We start from the raw sequence: 6,574 nt of genomic DNA on the forward strand, positions 1-6,574 counted from the left end.
AAAAGGTAAGCGGACACCGGGGTCGCGGTCGTCACCAGTGAGAAGGGTCCTTCGGCGTCCGTCTCAGGTACTACGGGTACCGCCGGGGCGGCCCTCACCCCGTCAGTACCCGGAGGGACGTACCAGCCCCGACTCGTACGCGAACACCGCCGCCTGCGTGCGGTCCCGCAGACCCAGTTTCACCAGGATGCGGCCCACATGGGTCTTCACGGTCTGCTCGGCGACCACGAGCCGCTCGGCGATCTCGGCGTTCGACAGGCCCTGCGCGATGAGGGCGAGGACCTCCGTCTCCCGCTCGGTCAGGTCGCCGACGCGTTCCTTGAGCGGGGCGCGGGGAGCGCCGTCGAGGCGGGAGAACTGCGCGATGAGGCGCCGCGTGATCCCGGGTGCGAGCAGTGCGTCACCGGCGGCCACCACCCTGACCGCCTCGGCCAGTTGATCGGCGGACGCGTCCTTGAGCAGAAACCCGGAGGCGCCGGCGCGCAGCGCGTCGTACACGTACTCGTCGAGGTCGAAGGTGGTCAGCACCAGGACTCTGATCTGCGGTCTGTCGCGGATGATGAGACGGGTGGCCTCGATGCCGCCGAGCTCGGGCATGCGGATGTCCATCAGGACGACGTCCGGGACGAGTTCGGCGACCTTGGCAACCGCGTCCAGGCCGTCGACCGCCTGGCCGACCACCTCGATGTCGGGCTTGGTGTTGAGCAGCACCGAGAAGCCCTGCCGCACCATCTGCTGGTCGTCGGCGATGAGTACGCGGATGGTGCCGCTCGTCATGGAGTCTCTCCCGTGGGATCTGTGGAGTTGTCAGGGGCGGAGTCGCGAGCGGACTCGTGAGCGGACTCGTCCGCAAAGTGAGCGGGCTCGTCCGCAAAGTGAGCGGGGTCGTCCGCGGAGTCGTCGCGCATGGCTGTCCCGGCGCGTGGCAGGAAGGCCACCACCGTGAAGCCGCCGCTCGAAGTCTCCCTCGCCAAGAGGGTCCCACCGAGCATGGCGGCGCGCTCCCGCATCCCCAGCAGCCCGTGCCCGGCGCCCGGTGACGGCGGGGCCGGGTGCCGGGGCTCGGAGTTGACGACCCGGATCCGGAGGCCGCGCGGGACATGCGTGAGCTCCACCCGCACCACGGAACCCGGCGCGTGCCGCAGCGCGTTGCTGAGCGACTCCTGCACGATGCGATACGCGGACAGTTCCACACCCGGCGGCAACGGGAGCGGTTCGCCGCTGGTCTGCGTGGTCACCGTCAGTCCGGCGGCTCGGGTGTTCTCGACGAGCACGTCGAGGCGGTCGAGGGTGGGTTGGGGTGCGTCGGGGGCGGCTCCGGTGCCGGGGGCGCCGAGACCGTACGGGTCGTCGGGGTTCTCGGAGCGCAGCACGCCGAGGACGCGACGCAGCTCGGCGAGCGCCTCCAGGGCGTTCTGCCGGATCCCGTCGAGGTTCTCCCGGAGTTCGTCGGAAGGGTTCTCGACCAGGTGGGGCGCGACCTGGGCCTGGATGGAGATGACCGACATGTGGTGGGCGACCACGTCGTGCAGCTCACGGGCGATGCGGTTGCGCTCCTCCAGGAGTGTGCGGCGGGCGCGCTCCTCGGCGGTCAGCGAGGCCTGCTCGACCAGCTCGGTACGTGCCTCACGGCGGCCGCGCTGGGCGGTGCCGACGAGGACGACACTGGAGAACACCACCACGGCGAGCATGCCGGTGGGGGCGTAGTTGACAGCGCCGATGAGGCCCTGGATGACGTATGTCAGCAGTCCCGTCAGGGCCAGTGCCTCAGCCGCCGCGCGCGTGGGCGCCCGGAGGGCGAGCAGCAGCAGGACGATGGCGTGTGCGATCAGGCCGGGTGCTCCCCAGGGCCAGTACTCCGCCGGTTCACCGGGCAGAAAATGCGGCCGCGCACCCATTGCGGCCACGGCGGTGGCGGACAGCGACAGCCACAGCGCCGGAACGGGGAACCAGAGTGCGAGCACCACGGCGGCGCTCTGCACGAGCGCGGTCGACGTGCCGAACTCCACGCCCAGTTCGTACCGATCGCCCATCTCGTCCGCGTTGGCGATGGCCGCGACCACGGCTGCCACGACCACCACGACATGCGGCAACCGGCGCAACCACCGGGGCCGCGACATCGGCGGCAGCGGGTCGGGAGCGAACGTCCACAGATCGTCGCGGACCGTACGAAGGAAGGTGCGCAGACCCTGATGAATGACGGAAAGCGTGTTGTCCACAGCCCTCACCTCCTCGTTCTCCGCGCCGTCGCCGCGAGCAACCCTAGGCACTGCGGGCCCTCCTCCCTTCCGCCGTGCCACGGTGGACGTGCACCACGCGCGACGGTCGCTCGCCGCGACGGCGCCCTCCCTGCTCGTAGGACCGAAAGGCGGCCCAGCAGACCATGAGGGCGAGGGTGAAGAGCGGGAGCCAGGCCAGGCGGGCCGCCACCCAGGTCAGGTTGTCCGGTGTGGTGTGCAGGCCAGGGAGCCGGCCCACGGCAAGGCCCGTCGCGGTGACGGACATCAGTGCCGTCTGGTGCCAGAGGAAAATCGTCATCGCGGAGAGGTTGACGAACGCCACCGCCGCCCAGGCCATGGGTCGCCGCGTCACTCGGCGCAGCGGCTCCCTGAGCAGCAGGGCCAGGCCGCACTGGGCCAGGCCGAAGGTGACCGCGGCCAGGGTCGGCGGGTCGAGGTTGGAGAGCGTGGCTCCGGGAACGCCGACCATCGACGCCGGGTAGCCGCACCACGCGACGAGCACCGCGGTCGTCACCGCGCCGCCGGTGAGCAGCACCCAGCCGGAGCGCCGGGTGAGCTCACCCCGCGTCCAGGCCGCGCCCAGCGTGTACGGCACCAGCCAGCCCGCCGCCACGTTGATCCAGCCCAGCCAGGCCGGAGTGAAGCCGAACCCGAAGCGTATGAGGTCCACGTGGAGAACGACGGCCAGCGGCCACAGCGGGTTGACTCGGGCCACGAGCGGGGTCACGGCCGTCAAGCCCGCGAAGACCAGCAGGAACCACAGGGGCGACAGGACAAGCTTCAGCAACGTGTGAACCGTCGCCACGCCCGTCCCCGTCGCGAGCAGGCAGAGCGCTGCCACCGTCCACAGCCCCAGCACGGCGGCCACCGGCCGGAACAGGCGGGACATCCGCGTGCCCAGCCACTGCCCGTACGTCGTGCCCCGGGCCCGCGCCGACTCGTACCCCTTGGTGGCCACATGCCCGCCCACCAGAAAGAACACGGCGAGCGTCTGGAAGACCCAGGAGACCGGGGCCAGCCAGGGCATGTGCGCCAGCGGGCTCGACGTACGCAGTGCGCCGCCGTCCGCGACCAGTGCCGTGACCAGCCAGTGGCCGAGTACGACGCCGAGTATCGCGACGGCGCGCAGGGCGTCGACAGAACGGTCGCGGCCGGGCGGCGTCGCCGCGTCGATCCGGTCGGCACCCAGACGCAGACGGCGGGCCACCTCACGCACGGGTCACCGCCGAAGCGTCACCGAGGACGATCCTGGCCAGGTTGTCCAGGGACACCGAGCCCGGCTTGAGGTAGTCGCTGTGGCCGCCGTCGCCCGCCGCGAACACGCGGGCGCCGAAACCCGGCGACACCGGGTCGGTGCCCAGGCCGACCGTGGTGCCGAACAGGTCGGCCTTGGTGTGCGGGACCTCCTCGATCCAGTCGTCGGCGCCTCGCCCCGCCCACACGCGGGCGTCCGTGTGCAGTTCGGCGACTGAGTCCGCGCCGGTCCCGGGGCTGCCGAAAAGCACGATGTCGGAGACGTCGAGACCGCCCCGCCGGCCTGAGGCGCCGGAGCCTCGAGAGGCTCCCTCGGCCGCCTGTGCGCACACGACCGTCCCGTACGAGTGGCACAGGAGGGAGACCTGGGCGCGTGGATTCAGGGACGACACCTCACGTATGAACCCGCGAAGTGCGGGAGCCGCGCTCTTGCCCCGGCCCGTGGTGAGAACCGCGGGGCTTATGGTGCCGGGGGTCTCGTAGCCGAGCCAGGCGACGACCGCGGCACGCTTCCCGAGCCGCTCGTGCAGGGCGAGAGCCCCCGCGCGGAAGCGCTCGTATGTGTCCAGGCTCGTGTCGGAGCCGGGCACGAGTACGGCCACGCGCTCGGCCTTCGCCAGGTCGCCGAATACCTCGACAGCCCGGCCGGAGCCGCGGGCGTCGAAGGAGAGGAAGTGGCGCCCCGGGGCCGCCATGGAGCGGACCGCGGCCGCGCGGTGGCGGGCGCCGTCGTCAGCGGCCATACGGGCCGCCTCCGCGGCATTCGCACGGTTGGCTGCATACGCGTCGTCCAGCGTCGCCGCGCGCACCGCCGTGACACGAGCCGGCGCGGGGGCCGGGACCCCCGGGTGCGCGGCCGCGGCGGAGACGGGGACAACGACAGCGGCCGTGACCAGCGCGGCAAGCAGCCCGCGCCGCAGTCGGCCCACCGGATCCGTCGGCGCATCCGGCCGCGGCCTCCCCCTCAGACCCATGACGCCCATCCCTCCCCGCCCGCCGACCCGCCCATCGGGCCTCACTGGAGAGGAAATTACGGACGCGACCTTGTGGTCGGCGTCCCGCCAGGGAGCTCACCTGCGCCGTAGCTCTCAGGTATTACGGGTATCCCTTTGTTGCGGGTATCGCTGGTCTTTCGGGTATCGCTGTGTCGCGTTCGCTGTGTCGCGGGTATCGCCGACAGTGGCAGGGCGGACTTACGCGTCCACGCGTCCACACGCCCATCGCCTACCAGGCGAGCTGCGCGATCTCCTCCGCCACCACCGCGCACGCGTCCGCCGCAGGGTCGATCAGCGGGAAGTGCCCCACGTCTTCGAGGAGCGTGAGCCCCACCATCTCGCCGGCCTTCGCCGACGCGTCCGCGTACGCCTCAGCGACGGCCTGGGGCACGACGACGTCCGTGCGGCCCTGCACCACAGTGGTGGCGATGCCGGTGGGCAGCAGGAGGGCGGGATCGGCGTACGGCTGCCGCTCGGCGAACAGTTCTTCTCCACCCAGCAGTTGGAGAGCCGCCCCGGCACACACGTTCAGCTTCTCGGCGACCGTGAAGTCGGCGATCGGGGCGAGTGCGACGACGCCGCGCAGCCGGGCGGGCCGGTCGATGCGCCAGGGAGCGTCCGCGGGCAGCAGATGGCGGGCGGCGGCCCACAGCGCGAGGTGCCCGCCCGCCGAGTGGCCGGTGAGCACCATGCGGCGCGGGTCGGCCTGCGGGAGGGCCTCTCGTACGAGGTCGGGGAGCGCGTCGAGCGCGGCCGCGACATCGTCGAAGGTGTCCGGCCAGCGCCCCGCGAGGGCCTGCCCCGCGACCTCCTGCTCCTCGACGGCCTGCTCCTCGACGGCCTGCCCCTCGACGCCCTGCCCTGCGGCGGGCTCGGCACCGCGCCGGTACTCGACATTGGCCACGGCGAAGCCCCGCCGGGCCAGGAAGTGCGCGAACGGCGTGACGTGCCGGCGGTCGTACGGGGCCCGCCAGGCGCCGCCGTGCAGGACGACGACGAGCGGGGCCTGCTCGGCCGGTTCCTCGACTCCGCGCGGGGCGTAGAAGTCGATGACCTGGTCGGGGTGGTCGCCGTACGCGGCGGTGGTGTCGGGGTCGACCGGCGGGTGCGAGAAGGCCGACTGTTCCTCCGCGGCGTCTGCGGCGTCTGCGGCGTCCGGCATGCTCCAACCTCTCAGCGGTGAAACGGAATTGGCGGACCAGGGGTGGGTTCGGCCGTTGGCGGGGACGGTACCAGGCCCGTGACGTGCGCCGACAAGGGGTTGTCACGCTGGGTGAGGGCGTCCCGGTGAGCTTCTTAAACGGTTCTGCCGTTTCGTTACAGTTGCGGAGTCATACGGGGCCATGAAGGGGCCATGAATCCGTACCCAGGAGGCCGCCATGTCCACCGAGCCCGGCACCGTCCGCCCCGGGGGACGTACCGCACGCGTGCGTGCCGCCGTGTTGCGGGCGGCGGGAGACGTACTCGCCGAGCGGGGGTTCGCGCACCTGGACCTCGCGGATGTCGCGCGGCGCGCCGAGGTCGGCAAGACCACGGTGTACCGGCGGTGGGGGACGGTGACGGGACTCGTCGCCGATCTGCTCACGGACATGGCCGAGCAGTCGCTGCCGCGCACGGAGACGGGGGCCGTGCGCGACGACCTCCGCGCCAACGCCGCCCTCGTGCAACGGACGCTGGCCGACCCCCGGCAGGGGGCCCTCTTCCGGGCCGTCATCGCCGCCGCGGCCTGCGACTCCCGTACGGCGTCGGCGCTGCGCCGCTTCTACGACGTACGGGTGGCCGAGTGGGCGCCCTGTGTCGAACAGGCCGTCGCGCGCGGGGAGTTGCCGGTGGGGACGGACCCGTCCGAGGTCGTGCGGGCGGTCTCGGCGCCCCTGTACTACGCGTTGCTCACCACGGGGGTCGCCCCCGGGCCGGCCGATGCCGACCGGGCCGCGGAGGCCGCGGTCGCCGCGGCGGCGGCGGGGGTGTACGTCGGCCTCTCGGCGTCACCGCCGTAGGTTTTCGCCCCCGCCGCCCCTACCCGTCCCATCCTGTACCTGGGGGCTCCGCCCCCAGACCCCCGGTATCGGCCTGACGGCCTCG

General features: G+C 72.4%; 6 protein-coding genes. 1 reads left to right on the forward strand and 5 read right to left on the reverse strand.

Going from position 1 to position 6,574, the window contains the following annotated elements:
* Positions 1-102 precede the first annotated feature (102 nt).
* The 5 genes from FGD71_RS41100 to FGD71_RS41120 form a co-directional block, all read right to left on the reverse strand.
* Positions 103-777 (reverse strand): response regulator, encoded by a 675-nt coding sequence (locus tag FGD71_RS41100; RefSeq protein ID WP_119105677.1) that lies wholly within the window; start codon positions 775-777, stop codon positions 103-105.
* The gene (locus tag FGD71_RS41105) at positions 774-2,120 is read right to left on the reverse strand and encodes a sensor histidine kinase (RefSeq protein WP_119105681.1); all 1,347 of its coding nucleotides are present in this window, start codon (positions 2,118-2,120) and stop codon (positions 774-776) included. The genes FGD71_RS41100 and FGD71_RS41105 overlap by 4 nt, the downstream gene beginning before the upstream one ends.
* A gap of 142 nt (positions 2,121-2,262) precedes the next feature.
* Complete coding sequence (locus tag FGD71_RS41110) at positions 2,263-3,456, reverse strand: acyltransferase family protein (RefSeq protein WP_240437023.1); 1,194 nt, start codon at positions 3,454-3,456, stop codon at positions 2,263-2,265.
* Positions 3,449-4,468 carry an alpha/beta hydrolase gene (locus tag FGD71_RS41115; protein ID WP_119105683.1) on the reverse strand — a complete coding sequence of 340 codons (1,020 nt, stop codon included), beginning with the start codon at positions 4,466-4,468 and terminating at the stop codon, positions 3,449-3,451. Before FGD71_RS41115 ends, FGD71_RS41110 begins: the two co-directional genes overlap by 8 nt.
* A 250-nt stretch (positions 4,469-4,718) precedes the next feature.
* Entirely contained in the window at positions 4,719-5,651 is a 933-nt protein-coding gene (locus FGD71_RS41120; protein ID WP_119105678.1) for an alpha/beta hydrolase, read from the reverse strand.
* Positions 5,652-5,868: 217 nt separating this feature from the next.
* Between FGD71_RS41120 and FGD71_RS41125 the strand changes: the two genes are divergently transcribed.
* Entirely contained in the window at positions 5,869-6,489 is a 621-nt protein-coding gene (locus FGD71_RS41125; protein ID WP_119105679.1) for a TetR/AcrR family transcriptional regulator, read from the forward strand.
* The last annotated feature ends 85 nt before the right edge of the window (positions 6,490-6,574 follow it).

Origin of the sequence: Streptomyces sporangiiformans (assembly GCF_005768555.2) — a bacterium.
Lineage (GTDB): Bacteria > Actinomycetota > Actinomycetes > Streptomycetales > Streptomycetaceae > Streptomyces > Streptomyces sporangiiformans.